The sequence below is a fragment of the Nitrospirillum viridazoti CBAmc genome, assembly GCF_000730165.1.
In the GTDB taxonomy this organism is placed as follows: Bacteria; Pseudomonadota; Alphaproteobacteria; order Azospirillales; family Azospirillaceae; genus Nitrospirillum; species Nitrospirillum viridazoti.
The window spans coordinates 1,386,992-1,406,139 of the sequence record NZ_CP022110.1 but is presented as its reverse complement, the minus strand read 5'-3'; the positions used below and the strand labels follow the sequence as shown (position 1 = coordinate 1,406,139).

Annotated in this window: 18 protein-coding genes and 1 pseudogene; 11 read left to right on the top strand and 8 right to left on the bottom strand. The window is 66.3% G+C overall.

The window, feature by feature from the left end; all coding sequences use genetic code 11:
• Nucleotides 1-80: 80 nt before the first annotated feature.
• From purL to Y958_RS06550, 4 genes are all read left to right on the top strand, one after another.
• Nucleotides 81-2,210 (top strand): phosphoribosylformylglycinamidine synthase subunit PurL, encoded by a 2,130-nt coding sequence (gene purL, locus Y958_RS06565; RefSeq protein WP_411861187.1) that lies wholly within the window; start codon nt 81-83, stop codon nt 2,208-2,210.
• A 149-nt stretch (nt 2,211-2,359) separates the two neighbouring features.
• On the top strand, nt 2,360-2,596 hold the full coding sequence (locus Y958_RS06560) for a BolA family protein (RefSeq protein WP_040846404.1): 237 nt from the start codon (nt 2,360-2,362) through the stop codon (nt 2,594-2,596).
• 218 nt (nt 2,597-2,814) lie between these two features.
• Nucleotides 2,815-3,153: a Grx4 family monothiol glutaredoxin gene (grxD, locus tag Y958_RS06555; RefSeq protein WP_004272927.1), complete on the top strand. Its 339-nt coding sequence runs from the start codon at nt 2,815-2,817 to the stop codon at nt 3,151-3,153.
• A gap of 390 nt (nt 3,154-3,543) precedes the next feature.
• Nucleotides 3,544-3,834, top strand: a complete 291-nt coding sequence (locus Y958_RS06550; protein ID WP_088871365.1) for a hypothetical protein — start codon at nt 3,544-3,546, stop codon at nt 3,832-3,834.
• Nucleotides 3,835-3,861: 27 nt separating this feature from the next.
• On the opposite strand, the gene Y958_RS06545 is transcribed toward Y958_RS06550, so the two are convergent.
• Both Y958_RS06545 and Y958_RS06540 read right to left on the bottom strand, forming a co-directional pair.
• A complete protein-coding gene (locus Y958_RS06545; protein ID WP_088871364.1) occupies nt 3,862-4,878 on the bottom strand; it encodes a sulfotransferase family protein in 1,017 nt (338 codons plus the stop codon).
• Nucleotides 4,879-5,356: 478 nt separating this feature from the next.
• On the bottom strand, nt 5,357-5,746 hold the full coding sequence (locus Y958_RS06540; RefSeq protein WP_004272924.1) for a VOC family protein: 390 nt from the start codon (nt 5,744-5,746) through the stop codon (nt 5,357-5,359).
• A 283-nt stretch (nt 5,747-6,029) separates the two neighbouring features.
• Between Y958_RS06540 and Y958_RS06535 the strand changes: the two genes are divergently transcribed.
• The 5 genes and pseudogenes from Y958_RS06535 to Y958_RS06515 form a co-directional block, all read left to right on the top strand.
• Nucleotides 6,030-8,528: a cation-translocating P-type ATPase gene (locus tag Y958_RS06535; protein WP_244909401.1), complete on the top strand. Its 2,499-nt coding sequence runs from the start codon at nt 6,030-6,032 to the stop codon at nt 8,526-8,528.
• A gap of 45 nt (nt 8,529-8,573) precedes the next feature.
• Nucleotides 8,574-9,128: a cytochrome b gene (locus Y958_RS06530; RefSeq protein WP_211098554.1), complete on the top strand. Its 555-nt coding sequence runs from the start codon at nt 8,574-8,576 to the stop codon at nt 9,126-9,128.
• Nucleotides 9,129-9,319: 191 nt separating this feature from the next.
• Nucleotides 9,320-9,985 carry a helix-turn-helix domain-containing protein gene (locus Y958_RS06525; RefSeq protein ID WP_145960791.1) on the top strand — a complete coding sequence of 222 codons (666 nt, stop codon included), beginning with the start codon at nt 9,320-9,322 and terminating at the stop codon, nt 9,983-9,985.
• Complete coding sequence (locus tag Y958_RS06520; RefSeq protein ID WP_088871361.1) at nt 9,954-11,174, top strand: IS256 family transposase; 1,221 nt, start codon at nt 9,954-9,956, stop codon at nt 11,172-11,174. The genes Y958_RS06525 and Y958_RS06520 overlap by 32 nt, the downstream gene beginning before the upstream one ends.
• Nucleotides 11,175-11,216: 42 nt before the next feature.
• Nucleotides 11,217-11,813: pseudogene (locus Y958_RS06515) on the top strand (ISL3 family transposase); the annotation flags it as partial.
• Between the two features lie 66 nt (nt 11,814-11,879).
• Here Y958_RS06515 and rpsD read toward each other — a convergent pair.
• Nucleotides 11,880-12,494, bottom strand: a complete 615-nt coding sequence (gene rpsD, locus Y958_RS06510) for a 30S ribosomal protein S4 (protein WP_040845943.1) — start codon at nt 12,492-12,494, stop codon at nt 11,880-11,882.
• Nucleotides 12,495-12,795: 301 nt separating this feature from the next.
• On the opposite strand from rpsD, the gene Y958_RS06505 reads away from it, so the two are divergent.
• On the top strand, nt 12,796-13,626 hold the full coding sequence (locus tag Y958_RS06505) for a MerR family transcriptional regulator (RefSeq protein WP_088871359.1): 831 nt from the start codon (nt 12,796-12,798) through the stop codon (nt 13,624-13,626).
• Complete coding sequence (locus Y958_RS06500) at nt 13,623-14,231, top strand: hypothetical protein (protein WP_088871358.1); 609 nt, start codon at nt 13,623-13,625, stop codon at nt 14,229-14,231. The genes Y958_RS06505 and Y958_RS06500 overlap by 4 nt, the downstream gene beginning before the upstream one ends.
• Nucleotides 14,232-14,243: 12 nt before the next feature.
• Here Y958_RS06500 and Y958_RS06495 read toward each other — a convergent pair whose 3' ends face one another.
• The 5 genes from Y958_RS06495 to Y958_RS31250 form a co-directional block, all read right to left on the bottom strand.
• A complete protein-coding gene (locus Y958_RS06495) occupies nt 14,244-14,942 on the bottom strand; it encodes a peroxiredoxin-like family protein (protein WP_088871357.1) in 699 nt (232 codons plus the stop codon).
• Between the two features lie 106 nt (nt 14,943-15,048).
• Nucleotides 15,049-15,789, bottom strand: a complete 741-nt coding sequence (locus tag Y958_RS06490) for a tetratricopeptide repeat protein (RefSeq protein WP_186291290.1) — start codon at nt 15,787-15,789, stop codon at nt 15,049-15,051.
• Nucleotides 15,790-15,815: 26 nt separating this feature from the next.
• Nucleotides 15,816-16,580 carry a tetratricopeptide repeat protein gene (locus tag Y958_RS06485; RefSeq protein ID WP_186291289.1) on the bottom strand — a complete coding sequence of 255 codons (765 nt, stop codon included), beginning with the start codon at nt 16,578-16,580 and terminating at the stop codon, nt 15,816-15,818.
• Between the two features lie 116 nt (nt 16,581-16,696).
• Nucleotides 16,697-18,391, bottom strand: a complete 1,695-nt coding sequence (locus tag Y958_RS06480) for an amidohydrolase (protein WP_244909400.1) — start codon at nt 18,389-18,391, stop codon at nt 16,697-16,699.
• 55 nt (nt 18,392-18,446) lie between these two features.
• On the bottom strand, nt 18,447-19,115 hold the full coding sequence (locus Y958_RS31250; protein ID WP_145727814.1) for a hypothetical protein: 669 nt from the start codon (nt 19,113-19,115) through the stop codon (nt 18,447-18,449).
• Nucleotides 19,116-19,148 lie beyond the last annotated feature (33 nt).

The following is a 19,148-nucleotide window of genomic DNA, read 5'->3' as shown; positions in this document are numbered from 1 at the left end:
CCCACACCCCTGACCGCGAACCGAAGGTTACCGCCGAGCTGGCGGCCGAGCACGGCCTGAAGCCCGACGAATACGCCAGCATGCTGGAAAGCGTAGGCCGCACGCCCACCCTGACGGAACTGGGCATCTATTCCGTCATGTGGTCGGAGCACTGCTCCTACAAATCTTCGCGCGTGTGGCTGAAGAAGCTGCCGACGACGGCGCCCTGGGTCATCTGCGGCCCCGGTGAGAACGCCGGCGTCATCGACATCGGCGACGGCCAGGCCGCCATCTTCAAGATGGAAAGCCACAACCACCCCAGCTTCATCGAGCCCTACCAGGGTGCGGCGACGGGCGTGGGCGGCATCCTGCGCGACGTCTTCACCATGGGCGCCCGCCCCGTGGCCAACCTGAACGCCCTGCGCTTCGGGGAGCCCGCCAACCCCAAGACCCGTCACCTGGTGGCGGGCGTGGTGGCCGGCATCGGCGGCTACGGCAACTGCGTCGGCGTGCCCACCGTGGGCGGCGAGACCAACTTCCACAAGGCGTACAACGGCAACTGCCTGGTCAACGCCATGACCGTGGGCGTGGCCCAGACGGACAAGATCTTCTATTCCAAGGCCGCCGGCGTGGGTAAGCCCGTCGTCTATGTGGGGTCGAAGACCGGCCGCGACGGCATCCACGGCGCCACCATGTCCTCCGCCGAGTTCACCGAGGACAGCGAGGCCAAGCGCCCGACGGTGCAGGTGGGCGACCCCTTCACCGAGAAGCTGCTGATCGAGGCCTGCCTGGAGCTGATGGCCACCGACGCCATCGTCGCCATCCAGGACATGGGCGCCGCCGGCCTCACCTCCTCCTCCGTCGAGATGGCGGGCAAGGGCGGCCTGGGCATCGACCTGGATCTCGACGCCGTTCCCCAGCGCGAAGCCGGCATGACCCCGTATGAGATCATGCTGTCGGAAAGCCAGGAACGCATGCTCATGATCCTGGAGCCGGGCCGCGAGGAAGAGGCCAAGCGCATCTTCGACAAGTGGGAACTGGACTTCGCCGTCATCGGCAAGCTGACGGACAACGGCCGCATGGTCATCCGCATGCACGGCCACACTTGGTGCGACGTGGAGCTGGCGCCCCTGTTCGACAAGGCGCCGCTGTACAACCGCCCGACGGAGCCGACCCCGCCGCAGGCCGAGATCGCCGCGGCGGACGCCCCGCTGAAGGCATCGGCCCGCGACACCCTGCTGGCCCTGATGGGCACGCCGGACCTCGCCTCCCGCCGCTGGATCTGGGAGCAGTACGACAGCCAGGTGGGTGCCGACACCATGATCGGGCCTGGTGGTGACGCGGCATTGGTGCGGGTGCACGGCACGCCCAAGGCGCTGGCCATGACCACCGACTGCACCCCGCGCTACTGCTACGCCGACCCGGTGCGCGGCGGCGCCCAGGCAGTGGCCGAGGCCTACCGCAACATCATCACCGTGGGCGCCCTGCCCCTGGCCATCACCGACAACATGAACTTCGGCAACCCGGAGAAGCCCCGCATCATGGGGCAGTTCGCCGGCTGCATCGAAGGCATGGCGGAGGCTTGCCGCGTCCTGGACTTCCCCGTCGTGTCGGGCAACGTCAGCCTGTACAATGAGACCAATGGCGAAGGCATCCTGCCCACCCCCGCCATCGGCGGCGTGGGCCTGCTGAAGGACAGCACCCTGGCCATCGGCAGCGGCGTCAAGGCCGAGGGTGACGTGGTCCTGCTGTTCGGTGAGACGAAAGGCCATGTCGGGCAGTCGCTGTACCTGCGCGAGGTGCACGGCCGTGAGGAAGGCGCCCCGCCGCCGGTCGACCTGGCGGCCGAGCGCCGCGCCGGCGACCTGGTGCGCGGCCTGATCGAGGCCCGCACGCTGACCGCCTGCCACGACCTGGCCGACGGCGGCCTGGCCGTGGGCCTGGCGGAAATGGCCCTGCGCGGCAAGAAGGGCATCGCCCTGACTGGCCTGGAGGCGGCAGACGCCGGCCTGCTGTTCGGTGAGGACCAGGGCCGCTATCTGGTCACCGTGGCCGCCGGCGATGTGGCCGCCGTCACCGACGCCGCCAAGGCCGCCGGTGTACCGGTCACCACCCTGGGCACGGTGGGCGGCGACGCCATCACCGGCCTGGGCGGCGGCGCCCTGGCGCTGGCCGACCTGCGCGAGGTGCACGAAGGCTGGCTGCCCGGCTACATGGCCGGTGACGCCTAAGCAGACGGGAGCGCTGGCATGACTTATTCATGCCAGCGTAGCCCGCGACTGCGGGCGCCGGAGCGAGCACCGCAGGGCACAGCGAGGACAAGCCAAGGCCGCGGATGCGGCCGCCCGGCGCCTGAGGGAACATAGAAAGGAAATAACTTATGGCCATGGACGCCTCTGAAATCGAGCGCCTGATCCGGGAAGGCATTCCGGGCGCCGAGGTGCGTATCGAGGATCTGCGGGGCGACGGCGACCATTACGCCGCCTACGTCACCGCGGCGGCCTTCAAGGGCAAGAGCCGGGTGGCGCAGCACCAGATGGTCTACGCGGCCCTGGGCGGCCGCATGGGCAATGAACTGCACGCCCTGGCCCTGACCACGGCGGCCACGCAAGACTGATCCGCGAACATCGCGGGGCGATGCGCCGGCTATTCCCTCTGGACAGACGCCCGGCGCGCGCTCATTTATGACGGGTACACGTTGTTGGGTGAACCAAGCCGCCGCCAGCGGTATCATGGTCGCCAGCGACACCGGCCCCGTTTGGCCGGCTTGGTTAGACCGCCGACCGTCTTCCCCGCGTGAGGAAGGCGGCCCCGGCACCAGAGGATCGATCGTACATGGACAAGACCGTCGAAGAGCGCATCCGCCGCGACATCACCGAAAACGACGTCGTGCTCTACATGAAGGGCACCCCCGTTTTCCCGCAGTGCGGCTTCTCCGCCGCCGTCGTGCAGGTGCTGAGCCACCTGGGCGTGAAGTTCAAGGGCATCGACATCCTGGTCGACCCGGCCCTGCGCCAGGGCATCAAGGAATTCACCAACTGGCCCACCATCCCGCAGCTGTATGTGAAGGGTGAGTTCGTGGGCGGTTGCGACATCATCCGCGACATGTATGAGTCGGGTGAGCTGGTGCAGCTGCTGGCCGAGAAGGGCGTCGCCGCCCAGGCCGCCGCCTGATCACCCAGGGCTGAGAATTGACGAAGGGCCGCCCCGGGATGCCGGGCGCGGCCCTTTCGCTTTGTGCTTTCAGCTCGCTGGGATGCCGCCTGACGCGGTCGCGGCGCACCGTCCCTTCACCGTCCCTTAATGAAACATCAGATAGATGATGATCAGGACGGGTAACGGCACCCCCAGCAGCCATAACAGCCCATATCGCATCGCCGCGATCTCCTTGTTTCTCGGTTCTCGATCTCTCAATTCTTGAGAGCGGCCCCACGAGACTGGGCCAACGCCGACAAGAACCCCGAGGAACCGGATTTTGTTCCAGGTGACGGTAATGGGAGTGTCGGAACAAAGACGGGCCGCGCCCCGTTTAAGTCGGGCTTGCCCCCGATCGCGGAGACACCGATGGCGAAGAACGCCTGGATGCGCAATGGCTTCGACAGTTGGCTGCTGGGCATGGAAGCCTTGCAGGTCATCACCCTGCGCACCATGAAGCTGGCGGCCGGCGGAGCCGCCGCGCAGACGGAGGCGCAGCGGATGGTGAGCGAGAAGATCGCCGCCGGCTTGGACCTGCAGATGCGGGCGCTGACCGGCGGCCTGGGCACCAGCGCCGACGGCGCCGCCGCCAAGGTGCTGGCCCATTACCGCCGCAAGGTGCGCGCCAACCGCCGACGCCTGAGCAAGGCCGCCAGCTGACCCCCCTGCCGTCCTACCGGGGCCATCCTACCCGTGGCGGCGCCCCCGCAGCCGGCTCCAGCCCTTGCCCGCCTCGCGCAGCACGCTGTACCAGCGCTCCCGCAGGCGCCACAACAGCGTGGGCTGGCTAGGCGCCTCCAGATATCCCAGGGACAACAGCGTGGGCTCGATCAGGCGAACCACCTGGCGCCGCTGCCGGCGGTGGCGATGATGCTTGCCGATGGCGCCCTTGCGCACGGAAGCGGACCGCCTCATCAGCGCGGCCTCGTCTGCCACCTGCCCCATGAAGGCCAGGATACGGTGGGAGGTGGGGATGAAGTCCTGGCACAAATCCTCGTACCGCACCTCCAGGTAACGTTCCTGCAGCATGGCGCCGTAGGTACGCCCCACCTCCACCGAATTCATCCAGTGCAGGGCGTTGTAGACGTGCGGCCGGCGGACGTAGGCGCGGTTGGTCATGGACAGGCCGCGCCAGCCCTGGATGTCGCCATTATTGAAATAAACCTTGCGCCAGAAGCGGGCCTGGGGCGGCACATGGTCGCTGAAGGCCACATCCAGCCCGTCGCGCAGCAGGTGGATGAAACGCGCCTCGGGGAAGACGGCGGCGATGATGGGAACGATGTAGGTCGTCTCGCACAGCTTCCAGCCCCAGGGCGAATGCCCGTCATAGCCCGCCAGATGCTCCATCATCGCGGTGACGAACAGGGCCTCAAGGTCGGTGGGCCACTCCCGGTCCCAAAGCGCGTGGTAATCGGGGTAGTAGTCCTCCACCAGCCGTTCGACCAGGGGCAGGATGGCCATGGCGTCGTTGGACTCGTTCAGTTTGCCGCCGATGAACACGCCCTGGTCGTCCAGCATCTGGGCCAGCAGCCGGCTGCCGGAATGCGACTTGTTATAGACGATCACCGGTGCCGGCAAATCGGCGAAGCGCCGCCGCAGCCGTTCTATCGTGCCGCCCTGGCTATGGACGGTCCGCGCGGGGCGGGACGCCGGGGTACCGGCGCGACTTTGACTGTCCCAATTCTTGGCATAGGCGTTCGACAAGACCAAATCCCCATTACAGTGATTGGGCGAACGGCAACCTTCTCCGGATCAATCCAGGCTGGGATGCGTCCACAAGTCACAGGTTCTCTCCGTGACTTTCCTGTTACGCAGGGAGATTAAAAATCCTGCTTCATTTATGCTCTAGAAACGGATTCTTCCGTCTAGTAGACCCGTTACCGAGACATCCATTAGATATACCTGATACATGACCATCGTAATAGGTCGCGCTCAATAAAATCATTCATATTTGCAAAAATTATTTAATTCGGCCTAGGCCTTAGCCTGAACTCCGCCACATTCTCCACCCAGGCGTGCAAACATCCCCTGCGCCAAGCGGGCATGTTTCATTTTTTTGGATAGGATATTGGCAGGCAGGGAACTTCCGCCCAGGCATCCCGCAGACGCAGGGCCGGGCTGCCGACAGGCACACGAGGTCCGCCAGCGGGCAGACGGAGCGCGGAGTTAACGGAACGCAGGATTACTTGCCGGGGGGCGGTTCCCACAGCTCGACCCGGTTGCCTTCCGGATCCATGACCCAGCCGAAGCGGCCGAATTCACTCTGCTCCACCCGCTCGTCCACGGCGGCGCCGAAGGCCCGCAGTTGCGCCAGCATGGCATCCAGGTTGTCCACCCGGAAATTGATCATGAAGGGCGCCGTAGACGGGGCGAAGTAAGTGCTGTCCTCAGGGAACAGGCTCCACGCGGTGGTGCCCGGCCGGTCGGGGCGCTGTCCCTCAGGCCAGCTGAATTTGGCGCCGGCGAAATACGGGCTGAGCGGGACACCCAGGGCGTCACGGTACCAGGCGCTCAACGCCTTCACATCCCGCGCCTTCATGAAGACGCCGCCAATGCCCGTGACCCGTTCCATGCCGCTCCCCCGCTGGCCCTGCCGGCCTCTGCTGGTGTGATGGCGCAGCATCGCATTGCCACAACCAAAAGAAAAGGCCACGCCCCGGATGGCCACGCGGCAAAGAGGCGCGGGCATGGCCGCGGATGGCAAGCGTCGGGGGCGTGTCCCGGGCCGACGCCGGGAGATGTCGTCTGATCTGTATCAAAGCCGCCGCACCTACCCCGGGTACACTGCGTTCGCCTGAACACCGTATCCGCCCCCGGGTGCCATGATGCCGCGCGACCCAGTTCCGACCGCCGGATTGTCCGCCACGGAAGCGGCACGGCGGCTGGTGGCCGAGGGCTACAACGAACTGCCCCGGCCGGACAGGCGCCCCTTCCTCCGTATCCTGCTGGGTATCCTGGCCGAACCCATGTTCGGCCTGTTGGTGGCCAGCGCCCTTATCTATCTGGTGCTGGGCGACCTGCGCGAAGGCCTGATGCTGCTGGCCTTCGCCACCGCGTCGGTGGGCATCGCCGCCGCCCAGGAAAGCCGGAGCGAGCGGGTGCTGGACACGCTGCGCACCCTGACCAGCCCCCGGGCCCAGGTGCTGCGCGATGGCGCGCGCGTCCGCATTCCGGGACGGGAGGTGGTGCCCGGCGACATCGTGTTCCTGGAGGAAGGCGACCGGGTGCCGGCCGACATCCACCTCCTGTCCACCCAGGATCTGGAGGTGGACGAATCCCTGCTGACCGGGGAATCCGCGCCGGTGCGCAAACGCCCCGGCGGCCCGGACGACGGTGCCGCCGCCCCAGGGGGCGACGACCTGCCCCTGGCCTTTTCCGGCACCCTGGTGGTGCGCGGCCGCGGTTGCGGCGCCACCATCGCCACGGGCCGTCACAGTGAAATCGGCAAGATCGGGCTGGCCCTTGGGGGAATCCATCCGGAGCCCACCCGGCTGAACCAGCAGACGCGCCGCCTGGTCCGCGGCGTGGCCGTGGCCGGACTGGCCGTCAGCGTCCTGGTCATGGTGCTTTACGGCCTGGCGCGGGGAAGCTGGCTGCAAGGCGCGCTCGCCGGATTGGCCGTGACCATGTCGATGATCCCGGAGGAGTTCCCCCTGGTGCTGACCGTGTTCATGGTCATGGGGGCGTGGCGCCTGTCGCGGGCGCGGGTCCTGACCCGCCGCGCCGCGGCGATCGAGGCACTGGGCGCCGCCACGGTGCTGTGCACGGACAAGACCGGAACCCTGACGCAGAACCGCATGGCCATTGCCGAGATACGGGACGCCGGCGACCTGACGCGACGCCTGACGCCCGGTGATACAGAGGCCGCCGCCATTCGCACGCTGGTGTGGCATGGCATCCTGGCCAGCGCCCCCACCCCGTTCGACCCCATGGAGCGCGCCTTCCACGACCTGGGTCAGCGCCTGGGCCTGCATCCGCCGGAGCCCTCCTGGGTCCTGGCGCGGGAACATGGACTGGAGCCGGGCCTGCCGGCGGTGACCCAGGTCTGGCAGCCGCCGCAGGGCGGAGCCATCGTGGCGGCCAAGGGCGCGCCGGAGGCGGTGGCGGCGCTATGCCGGCTGGACCGGCAGGCGCATGCGGCGATGCTGCGCGCCGTGGACGGCCTGGCCGGCGACGGCATGCGCGTGCTGGCCGTCGCCGGCGGCGAGGCGCAGGGCCCGCTGCCCGCCGACCGCCGCGACTATCCTTGCCACCTGCTGGGCCTGGTGGGCTTCAGCGACCCGCTGCGGGCGGAGGTGCCGGCGGCGGTGCGGGATTGCCTGTCGGCGGGCGTCCGCGTGGTGATGATCACGGGGGATTACCCCATCACCGCCCGCGCCATCGCCGTCCAGGCCGGCCTACCCGACGGCCCCCTGGTCACCGGGGCGGAACTGGATGGCCTGCCGCCCCAGGAACAGGCGGCCCGCGTCCGGGGGGCCGCCCTGTTCGCCCGCACCCGTCCCGCGCACAAGCTGGCGATCGTGAAGGCGCTGCAGGCGGACGGCCAAATCGTGGCCATGACCGGGGACGGCGTGAACGACGCGCCGTCGCTGAAGGCGGCGGACATCGGCATCGCCATGGGCGGCCGTGGCACGGACGTCGCGCGCGAGGCGGCGTCCCTGGTGCTGTTGGACGACGACTTCGGGTCCATCGTCCACACCATCCGGCTGGGACGGCGCATCTATGACAATCTGCGCAAGGCCATGGGGTACATCCTGGCGGTCCATGTGCCCATTGCCGGCCTGGCGCTGCTGCCGCTGGCGCTGGACCTGCCGCTGCTGCTGACCCCCGTGCACATCGCCTTCCTGGAAATGGTGATCGACCCCGTCTGCTCCATCGTCTTCGAAGCGGAACGGTCGGAGGCGGACATCATGCGCCGGCCACCCCGCCCGCCGGGCAGCACCCTGTTTTCCCGCGCGCTGGTGTTGTGGAGCCTGGCCCAAGGCTTCGTCGCCTTCGCCGTCGTGGCGGTGCTGTTCATGGCCGCGTTGAACGGCGGCATGCCGGCCGACCAGGCCCGCGCGCTGGCCTTCGTCGCCCTCATGCTGGTCAATTTCGGTCTGGTGCTGGTCAACCGCTCCTTCGCGGCCTCACCCCTGACGGCGCTGCTGCGGCCCAACACCGCGCTATGGACGGTGCTGGCGGTCATGGGCGCGGTCATGGCGGCCACCCTCGCCTGGCCGCCCGCGGTCGCCCTGTTCGCCTTCGGGCCCCTGCATGCCGACGACCTGGCCGTGGCCTTCGCCGCCGCCGTCGTCATGGTGCTGACCCTGGAGGTGGTGAAGCCCCTTTGGGCCGATCACCTCCGCCGTTGACCTGGGCCATCGACCTGGGGCCGTTGATTTGGAAGGAGTAAACAAATGGATCGCTCACCCTTGGCCGAGTACGGCGGCGCCATGAAGGGGTTCCACTGGCTGGTGGTGGCCCTGCTGGTGGTGCAATACGCGTTGGGCTGGACCATGCCGGAGCTGCGCCGCGGCATGCCGCCGGAAGGCTTGGTCAACCTGCACCTGTCGTTCGGCGTGGCCATCGGCGCGATCATGGCCCTGCGCCTGGCCTGGCGGGTGCTGACGCCCCAGCCGCCGGCCGATCCCAGCCTGCCGGCCTGGCAGCACAAGGCGGCGGCGGCCGTGCACGGCCTGCTGTACCTGCTGGTCTTCGCCCTGGTGCTGACCGGATGGGCCGACGCGTCGCGGCGCGGCTGGCCCGTGACCCTGTTCGGCATCCTGGACCTGCCGGCGCTGGTGGCCACGGGCTCCACCGTCGGCCGGGCCTTGGGCGAAGTGCATGAAACCCTGGTGACCGTGCTGCTGATCGTGGTGGGGGCGCACTTGGCCGCCGTAGCCGTCCACGTCTTCCTGTGGCGCGACCGGATCATGGATCGCATGACGCCCCGCCTCCGCCACCGGAGCTGAAGGCCCGGGCCGCGCCACCCGGGCCGCGCCAAAAGAAAGGTTCATCGCGGATTAGCGGGTAGAGGCGGACAACGGCGCGTTCTGACAGACTGGTAGTCGCCAAACATCACAGACTGCCAGGGGGTGCGCCGTTGCCCGATAGAGAAGCTACGTCATGTCTCGTTGGGTGGGAAGGCTACCGGATTGAGACAGTGGAACGCCGCGCGGGTGAGCAGCCGGCGGTTTGGATATATCTTGGCCGACCGTCCTGTTCGCCGATGATCTGCGACGGTTGTGGCCAGGCGAGCGAGCGTGTTCACGACATTGAGATGCGAGTTGTCCGGGACCTTCCGATCCTGGATGCGGCGACGTGGATATCGGTGCCGCGCCGGCGTGTTCTGTGCGGGCAGTGCGGCCCTCGGCTGGAACGACTGGATTGGCTGGAGCGCCATGCCCGGGTGACACGGCGTTTGGCGGAGAGCGTGGTCCGCCTCTGCCGTGCCCTTCCGGTGAAGCAGGTGGCCGCGTTCTTCGGGCTGGACTGGCACACGGTCAAGGAGATCGACAAACGTGCGTTGCAACGATCCCTCGATCCGGTAGACCTCAGCGGGATCAGCGTGTTGGCGATGGATGAGTTCGCCATCCAGCGCGGCCACCGCTATGCCACGGTGGTAATCGAGCCCCACACCCGGCGGGTGTTATGGGTTGGCCGCGAGCGTTCGCGCGAAGGCATCCGTCCCTTCTTCGACCTGTTGGGGGAGGAAGGCTGCCGCCGCATCAAGGCCGTGGGGACTATCAGGAATTTCGTGCTCGGCGGGGTCATAGTGAGGAAGAAGGAGACCCACCATGGCCCGACGCAAAGAGCCAGTTATCCCTGACGCGATCCTAGACCAGTTGCTTGCCGGGGCGGATGCCAAGACGGCGTTTGACCAGAACGGCCTCCTTGATCAGTTGAAGAAGGCGCTGACGGAACGCGCCTTGAAAGCGGAACTGGATCATCATCTTGCGGATGATGATGGCGGCAACCGGCGCAACGGCTATGGCCGAAAGACGGTGCTGACGGATGGTGGCTCGGTTGAGCTGGCCATACCCCGGGACCGGACAGCGACATTCGATCCGCAATTGATCGGCAAGTACCAACGGCGCTTTCCGGGCTTTGACGAGAAGATCATCTCGATGTACGCGCGGGGCATGTCGACGCGGGAGATCGTGGGGCACCTGCGGGAACTCTACGGCATTGAGGTGTCGGCGGACCTGATCTCGACGGTGACGGACGCGGTGATCGAGGAAGTAACGGCCTGGCAGAACCGGCCGCTGGAGGCGATCTACCCGCTGGTGTTCCTGGATGCTATCCGGGTGAAGATCCGGGATGAGAGCTTGGTGCGCAACAAGGCCATCCACGTTGCCATCGGCGTGCGGGCCGACGGCACCAAGGAGGTCCTGGGCCTTTGGATCGAGCAGAACGAAGGCGCCAAGTTCTGGCTACGCGTCCTGAATGAACTGAAGAACCGGGGCGTTGAAGACATTCTGCTGGCCGTGGTCGATGGCCTGAAGGGCTTCCCCGAGGCGATCGCCGCAGCCTATCCCGAGACCATCGTGCAGACCTGCATTGTGCATCTGCTCCGCCACAGCATGGAGTTCGCCTCCTGGAAAGATCGCAAGGCCGTCGCCGGTGCCCTGAAGACAATTTACGACGCCGTCGATGACAAGGCGGCCGAGGCCGCGTTGACCGCCTTCGAGGTCGGGCCCTGGGGCGAGAAACACGCGGCCATCGGCAAGGCCTGGCGCCGGGCGTGGCAAGAGGTCATTCCGTTCTTCGCGTTCCCGCGCGAGGTCCGGCGGATCCTTTACACTACCAATGCCATCGAGGCACTGAATTCCAAGCTGCGCCGGGCGGTCCGCGCCAGAGGGCACTTCCCCAATGACGAGGCGGCCCTGAAGCTCCTGTTCCTGGTCTTGAACCGCGCGGAGAAAGATTGGAAAATGCCGCCGCGTGAATGGACGGCGGCGAAGGCCCAGATGGCCGTCATGTTCGGCGAGCGGTTCTCGAAGGCGATGAGCGCCTGATCGTGAAACCGACCCCGCCGAGCACGAAATTCCTGATAGTCCCAGGCCGTGGCCATGGACATGAACGCCGCCTACGCCAATGAGGTGCGTGCGCGTTGTCCACAAGCCGAGATCGTCTACGATCTGTTCCACGTCGTCGCCAAATACGGCCATGACGTCATCGACCGCGTCCGGGTCGACGAAGCCAACCGGCTGCGCGACGACAAGAAAGCCCGCAAGGTGATCAAGACTGCCCGGTGGCTGCTGCTGCGCAACCGGGAAAACCTGAAACGCGTCCAGGACGGCGTGCATCTGGATGAACTGCTCGCTGCCAATCAGGCGCTCATGACCGTCTATGTCATGAAAGATGAACTCAAGCAGCTATGGCGCCAGCCTTCTACCCAGGCCGCCCGCACCGCTTGGCAGGCCTGGTTCGACAAGGCCATTGCCAGTGGCATCGACCCGCTGGTCCGCTTCGCCGGAAAATTGGCCGTCTACCTCCAAGGCATCGTCGCCAGCGCCGCATGGCCACTCAACACCAGCATCCTCGAAGGCATCAACAATCGCATCAAGGTCATCAAGCGCATGGCCTACGGCTATCGCGATGACGCCTACTTCTTCCTCAAAATCAGAGCCGCATTCCCCGGGGTTCCGCGATGAACCAAAAGAAAAGGCCGCGTCCCGAGGGGCGCGGCCTGATCTTGTCGGTTCCCGGAGGACCCTGGATTAGCGCGAGTAGTACTCGACCACCAGGTTCGGTTCCATGGTCACCGGGTACGGCACGTCGGCCAGGTTCGGGGCGCGGACGAAGGTGCCCTTCAGCGCGCCGGTGTCGACCTGCACGTACTCGGGAATGTCGCGCTCACCCGAGGCGACGGCCTCCAGGATGATGGCGAACTGCTTGGCCTTCTGACGGACCTCGATGACGTCGCCGTCCTTCACGCGGTAGGAGGCGATGTTCAGGCGCTTGCCGTTCACCAGGATGTGGCCGTGGTTGATGATCTGGCGCGACGCGAACGGCGTCGGCGCGAACTTCATGCGGTAGACCACGGCGTCCAGGCGACGCTCCAGCAGCTGGATCAGGTTCTCGCCAGTGTCGCCACGGCGACGGACGGCTTCCTGGTAGATGCGGCGGAACTGGCGCTCGCCGATGTTGGCGTAGTAGCCCTTCAGCTTCTGCTTGGCCATCAGCTGCAGGCCGAAGTCGGACGGCTTCTTGCGGCGCTGGCCGTGCTGGCCGGGGCCGTATTCGCGGCGGTTGACCGGGCTCTTGGCACGGCCCCACAGGTTGACGCCAAGGCGGCGGTCAATCTTGTACTTGGACTCTAAACGCTTGCTCATCTCTAAGCTCCAGAGTGCCGCTGTCGCGGCTTGTTGTCCCGGTAGTTCCACGGCGCCCCTTTCCGGCAACAATCCGGATTGGAACCCATGGACGGGGACAGGGGGAGAGATCCCCCGGACCCACCTTCCCGGGAAGGGAAGGCCGGCACTATAAGCAGCGCGGAACCGAAGTCAACGGAAACCGCAGACCTCAAACCGCACACGCCCGCAGACGGCCCATGCGGGGACGGTTCAGGGATCGTGCGGGAAGATACCAAGAGGCGCTTGCACCGGACCTTGGGTCCGGTTCTACGCTGGCCTTATGGAACAGAGAAAGCCCCCCGCCACCGCCGGCCTCGGCCCCGGCGACGTCGCCGCCAAACTGGGCGTCACGCCCAAGGCGTTGCGCGTCTATGAACGCGCCGGCCTGCTGACGCCCGAGCGGCGCGCCGGCGGCTGGCGCCGCTATACCCGTGAGGACTTGGCACGGCTGCACCAAATCCTGGCGCTGAAGGGCTTGGGCCTGTCGCTACGCCAGATCGGCGAGGTGCTGGCCGGCGACGGCGCCGACCTGATCCAGACCCTGGGCCTGCAAAGCCGCCATCTGGAGAACCAGATCGCGGCCCTGCGCCAGCGCTTGGACGCCGTGACGCACGCCCGCCAGCGCCTGGCCGCAGGCGAGCCCCTGTCGGTGGATGAACTGATCAACCTGGCCCGCCAGGCCACCGCCCCCCAGACGCTGACCACCGACGACGTGCGCCGCCTGCTGATCGAGTTGGTGGAGAGCCGGGGCCTGGAGCCGGAGATCGCCCGCCTGCGCCTGTCGATGGCGGAACGGCTGAAGGGCACGGGCGTGGATCTGCCCACCTTGCGCCACCGCATCTCCCAGGCGCTGACCACCGCCGAGCGCCTGCGCCAGGCCAAGCACACCGCCGCGTCGCCGGCTGTGCGGGATCTGGTGCGGGAGTGGCGGGAGATCGTTGCGCTGGTGGGGGAAGCCAACGGCGAGGCGCTGTCCGCCACCTTCGGGACCGACATGCGGCAACTGGCCCAGGACTTCCAGACCGCCTCCCCCCTGTCGGCCGCCTTCACCTTCCTGACCGAAGCGTTGGCCACCACGCCACCCACGACCTTGCCGGGAGAGAAAGCATGACCCGACGCAGCCGCCTGGCCTTATCCGCCCTGCAATACCTGCTCGCCTATCTGCTGGCCAGCGGCGCCGACATCTGGACGACGGTGTTGGCATTGCGCGCCTATGGCGTGCATGAGGGCAACAGCTTCCTGGCAGCGCCGGACGGCTTGGCCCTGGCGCGCTCCTGGATCGCCACCGGCCTGGGCGCCGTCTTCCTGACCGCGCTCTATATCTTCGGCATCGCCCACGCCCACAACGTGGAACCGCACTGGTTGCGCCGGCCGCGACGCTCCTTCCTGCGGCTGTACGTCAACCCGTGGCGATGGTTGGACCGCGCCCCCCTGCATGCCATCGCCTATGCTCAGGCCTTCGTGGTGCTGCGTATGGTCGCCGCCGCTAACAACTGGAGCCTGGCGGAGAACGGCCCCGGCCCCCTGGGCGACCTGGTGGGCTGGTGCATGCGGCAGCTGGGCACCATGCCCGGCTACATCCTGGCCATCGGCGGCGTCTATGTGCTGCTGACCCTGGCCGTGACCCCGCTGACCGTCGCCACCGTACGCCTGGCGGTGGAAGATCTGCCGCGCCCGTCACCACGCGGCGACGGGGCGCGCCTGGCCCAAGGATGACGGAAAAGCTTCCTATTCGGCCGCGCGGCGGGCCGCCTCTTCCACCACGACAGCGCGCACGGCATCCAGCACCGGGCCCGGCTCGGTCCTGACCAGCCAGTCGGGACTGACATCGGCGTAGCGCACCACGCCGTCGCGGCCCAGCACCACCACCGTCGGCATGGGTAGGTCCCAGGTGCCGGTGCCCGTGACCTCCCCCAGCGAGGTGCCCTTGGCCAGTTGGCTGACCTGGGAGGCGGCGTTGGCGGTGAAGACGATGCCCAGACGGCGTCCTAGGGCGTTGTCGCGGTCGCTGGCCACGGTGAAGGTCAGGCCGTGGCGGCGCTTGATCTCCACCAGGCGCTCCGGCACCTGCGGGCTGACGGCCACCAGCTGGGCGCCCAGGGCGCGCAGGCCCGGTTCCAGATGGCGCTGGTAATAGGGCAGCGCGATGTTGCAGGCGGGACAGGTGGCGAAGCGGAAGAAGATCAGCACCACCGGCCCCCGCGCCAGCAGGGCGCCCAGGTGCAGCGTGCCGCCCTCCACATCCTGCAGCACCTCACCCACCAGCCGGTCACCCGGCCGGACGAAGGCGGCGCGGTCGGCCCCCTCCACCAGTTCACGCCGCTGGTCGATGTTGATCTGCAGCTGGGCCGGATCCATGGTCGCCACCCGGTGGGCGTGCAGGTCGGCGAACAGCTGGGTCAGGGTGGGTTCGGCGGAATGGGTCATGGACGGGCTCCCAGGTTTGACGGTTGCCGCCACTGTGCCAGCGACAGACTCTTGAGAAATCCGAGTAATCCTTGAGCGTCTTATTGGCCGGGATGAAGAGACCTGATCAGCGGCCTTGGGTCCGTTGGCGCTGAACCTCTTTCAGCTCCATCTCTGCCAGGGCATTGCCGGGCAGCACCTTGAGACAGCGCCGGTAGGTCGCCTCCGCCTCGTCCAGCCGGCCAAGGGCGACATAGGTGCTGCCCAGGCCATAGAAGGCGTCGATGGTCTCCCTCGCCTTGGTCTCCGATGGCGACAGGTCGATCGACTCCACCGCAGCCTGGTAGGCTTCCAGCGCCTGCGGTGTCTTGTTCTGCGCTTTGTATGCGGCCCCTAGTTGCACCAGCACGGCCGCGTTGGCGGGTGAGAGGACGCGCGCCCGCTCCAGCCCGGCCTGCGCCGCCACCGGATCATCCAGTATCATCAGTTCCCGGGCCCGGTAGACATAAGCCAGGACCAGTCCCGCCTCCACCACCCGTGCCGGTTGATGCGCCCGCAGGGCGTCCTTCATGTAGCGGGCAGCCTCTTCCATGCTGCGGGCACAGTACACCCGCCCCGGCACAGCCCGGTAGCGCGCTTCGTAGATGTTGATGACCGGATTGAAGTGGGCGTTCACCGCCCGGCGCGGGTCCCCCGCCCGGACCGCCAGCAGTCCCTCGCGCAGGGCCTTGCCCAAGGCCGGATCAGGGGTCAGGTCGGCGGTGGGCAAGGAAGAGGTGACCAACGGTACTTTGACTGGCGGGGCGGCCGTCTCACCCGCCGGCGGCCCGGCGCAGGCGGCACAAGCCAGCAAGACCAGGATCGGCAAGGGGTGGCTGTTACCGCCCCGCATCTTCAATGAACATGCGCCTGCTTGGCTTTCTGCTGCGTCACATAGTCCAGCTCATGCTGGGCGTAGGCGTCCTGTGGATTCATCGCCAGGCACTGTTTGTAGATGGCCTCGGCCTCATCCAGCTTGCCGGTCTCGGAATAGACGAACGCGATGCCGTGCTGGGCCTTCATTTCATTCGTGGCCTTGGCTTGGGGCAGAGAAAAGGCGGCCGAATGCTCTTTGGCGGCCTGATAGGTTTCCAGCGCCAGGGGCCAGTTCTTTTCGGACTTGTACAGGTTGGCCAGTTCGATCAGGAACTGCGGGTTGTAAGGCGACAGGTCGCGGGCCCGCTCCAGGCTTGCCTTGGCTCCCGGCAAGTCCTGCAGGTCAAACTGGGCAAAGCCCTTCAGGAAATAGGCGACGGCCCAGGTGGGGGCCACGGCGATGGCCGACTGCTTCTGGCTGGCGGCCAGGACCATGTAGGCCAGCGTCTCCGCAGGGGTGCTGCCGCAATAGACCTTTTCCTTGCGATTCTTGTAGCGGGCCTCGTAGGTCGCAATGATCTGGTCGTAGGATGCGATGGCCTGGCGCGGCTGACCGGTGCGCAGCGCCTGCGTCCCTTCCTGCAGCAAACGGAGCATGGCCTGGTCCTCGGCGTTTTCCGCCTCCTTCTTGGGATCGGCCGGCGCCGCCTGGCCTTGGGTCTGGGGCTGGGCCGCCGGCTGATCCTGGGCCCACGCGTGACCGGTCGAAAAAACCAGACCCGACGTCAACAGAACGGCAAGCATCCCAGCGCGCATCATCCCCCCAATCCCCATCGCCGCGATCATCGCAGTATGGCAAGCATACTATCAGGACGATTATGGCGCGCCAGGGGCGCAACCTCGTGGTCGGGCTGAAAATCCTACTTCCCGGCCTCGTACACCTTCCGGCCGTCCACCCAGGTCGACAGTGGCTTGATGTCGGCGATCTGGCGCGGGGGCACGGTCAGGGGGTCAGCGCTGAGGATGACGAAGTCGGCGCGCAGGCCCGGCTTCAGGGCGCCCACCTCCCCCTCCATGAAGCCCGCATAGGCGGCATCGCGGGTGAAGCCGGCCAGCGCCTCCTCCCGCGTCAGCTTCTGGTCGGGCAGCCAGCCGCCCGGGGGTTGGCCGGCCAGGTCCTGGCGGGTGACGGCGGCATAGAGGCCCAGCATGGGGTTCACCTTCTCCACCGGGAAGTCTGAGCCCAGGGCCAGGCGGGCACCCGCCCGGCGCAGGCTCTGCCAGGCATAGGCGCCGGCCAGGCGGTCATGGCCCAGGCGCTTTTCCGCCCACGGCATGTCCGAGGTGGCGTGGGTGGGCTGCATGGAAGCGATGACGCCCAGCTGGGCGAAGCGGGGAATGTCGTCCAGGGTCAGGATCTGCGCATGCTCCACCCGCCAGCGGTGGTCGCTTTTGGCGTCCGCGCCCAGCACCTTGGCGTAGGTGTCCAGCACCATGCGGTTGCCGCCATCGCCGATGGCGTGGGTCGCCACCTGCAGGTGGCAGCCCTTGGCCTTGGCCACGATGCGGGGATAGTCGGCGGGGTTGGTGACGTAGATGCCGCTGTTGCCGGGATCGTCGCTGTAGGGGCGCAGCAGCTTGGCGCCCCGGCTGCCCAGCGCGCCGTCCATGTACAGCTTCACCGCCCGCATGCGCACCCGGCCGCTGGGGTCGGTGTAGCCGCCGTTTTGGGTGCACAACCAGGCCAGCGCCTCATGGTCGCCATCCGCCATGGTGTAGAGGCGCACCGGCACCTCCCCCTTGGCGGCCATGTCCTGCAGCACGCGGAAGGACTGCAGGTCGATGCCCGGCTCATGCGCGCCGGTCAGGCCCAGCGACACCATCTCGGCGAAGGCCAGCTTATAGTTCTGGCGGATCTGGTCATCGGTGCGCGGCGGCAGGGCCTCGGTCAGCAGGTCCATCGCGTTGTCGATCAGCACGCCCGTGGCCTTCTTGCCCTTGCGCACGATACGGCCGCCTTGCGGTTGCCAGCTGCCGTCCAGGCTCTTGGCCTTGGGTTGCGCCGCCATGACACGCAGGGCGGCGCTATTGATCCAGACGGCGTGGCCGTCGATACGCTCCAGCCGCACCGGCCGGTCGGGAAAGGCGGCGTCCAGGTCGGCGGCGGTGGGGAAAGCCTTGTCCGCCCAGCGGTTCTGGTCCCATCCCCAACCCTGCAGCCAGTCGCCGGGCGGCACCTTGGCCGCCTGCGCCTGGAGGCGGGTGAGGATTTCGGCCTTGCTGGTGCTGCCCGACAGGTCGGCGGTCAGCAGCGCTGCCCCCTCCTCCTGCACATGGCCGTGGGCGTCGATCAGACCGGGCACCACGGGGGCGCCGCCGGCATCCACCGTGGCGGCGCCGGGATAGCGCTGCGTCAGGTCCGCCGTCTCCCCCACCGCCAGCAGGATGCCGTTCTCATCCCAGGCCAGCGCGCTGGCCGTGGGGTGGACGGCATCCTCGGTATGGATGAGGGCGTTGACCAGCAGTGTGGGCGCGGCCCAAGCCTGAGCCTCCATCTGGCCCGCCAGCAGCGCCAACGCGGACACCGCCGTCGCGACCCGCCCCATTCGCATCATGATCCCCATCCCCTTGGTTTCATTGCCGCCAAGGGTACAGGGGATTTTCTTGCGGTCAAACGCTGGTCGCATTTCTGCCATCACATGGCGCATCAGCTTTACTTATCTTGGTCTTCGGAAGAAGATAGTGATTATAAAATATAGAAACAACATATATTATATATATTGACAACAATATAGATATCGCGTGATTAATTATAAAATTAATGACCGATACCACGAATTCATTATTTGGCACCGGAGGTGGTGTAAATTGTGTAATGTGCCATTTCCCGCGCAATGCGGCTAAAATTTCCACCGGGAACTTAAAAGCGAACCAACATATAAAAACTGGCACTGACAAAGCAGTTAAGCGGACAGCCACCGCAAGAGGCATTGGGATTAAATTTTTTCTAGCTCCTATATTCAGAGCAGCTCCAAAAATAAGTATGAAGAATCCCACAATCTCCCAGCTTAGCGCAAAAGAGCAAGTCTCTGCCATACTATAAATATCTGTATATATATCTTTTTGAACGTGCCCACCATCAGAATCTATGGAAAATGCGGTCGGAGTAATCGACATTAGAAAACTAATCGTCCCGACAATTACACCAATATGTAGACCTTTCTGGGAATTATCGATTACTTCCCATAATTTCGAAATCATTATTAACAAATTACGACCGAAACTCGCCCACGCCGGATCTGGAGGATTCAAACAAGGAATTGATTTATTATTTATCATGATGCTTTCATCTTTAAGTTGCCATGAATTAAC